This window comes from Bordetella petrii (assembly GCF_020991325.1).
GTDB classification, from domain to species: Bacteria; Pseudomonadota; Gammaproteobacteria; order Burkholderiales; family Burkholderiaceae_B; genus Bordetella_A; species Bordetella_A petrii_E.
Genome location: NZ_JAJMLX010000536.1, coordinates 1 through 708, shown reverse-complemented (window position 1 = coordinate 708; position 708 = coordinate 1). Strand labels below are relative to the sequence as shown.

Annotated in this window: 1 protein-coding gene; it reads left to right on the top strand. The window is 70.9% G+C overall.

Annotated features, from left to right (window positions below; all coding sequences use genetic code 11):
• Nucleotides 1-708: TolC family protein (locus LPZ50_RS25195; RefSeq protein WP_230665545.1), on the top strand; the 708-nt coding region annotated here is incomplete at both ends.

Sequence of the window (708 nt, the reverse complement as noted above, 5' to 3'; positions counted from 1 at the left end):
CAACTGGGCAAACCCGTCGTGGTGGCGGCCGGCGGGGTCTGGTGGCGCCACTTCGACGACCCGGTGCTGACGCGCCTGATCGACCTGGCGCTGGAACGCAACAACGACCTGGCCGCCGCGGCCCTGCGCGTGCGCCAGGCCCAATTGCAGGCCGGCCTGGCGCGTTCCGACCAGTTCCCCACGCTGGGAGGCGACGTCAATATCAGCCGCCAGCGCCAATTGGACGGCGACCGCGCGATCCTGCGCGACAACAACGCCAGCCTGACGGTCAGCTACGAACTCGACTTGTGGAACCGCCTGCAGGCGCAGCGCGACGCGGCTGAATGGGAAGCCGCCGCCACCGAGCAAGACCGCGCCAGCGCCGCGCTCTCGCTGGTGGGAACCACGGCCACCCTGTACTGGCGCACCGCCTTCATCAACCAGCGCCTGACTAGCGCCGACGAAAGCATTGCCTACGCGCGCCGCACGCTCGAACTGGTGCAGGCGCAATACGATGCGGGCGGCGCATCGGGACTGGAAATGGCCGAGGCGCGCCAGAACCTGGCCAGCCAGCAGGCCGCGCGCACGCAGATGGCGCAGCAGCGCGTGGAAAACCTCAACGCCCTAGCCATTCTGTTCGACGGCCCGCCGGACCGCGTCATGGCGGATCCGCCCCGCCTGCCGCCCACCACCCTGCCCCCGGTGCCCGCCGGCGTGCCGGCCGACCTG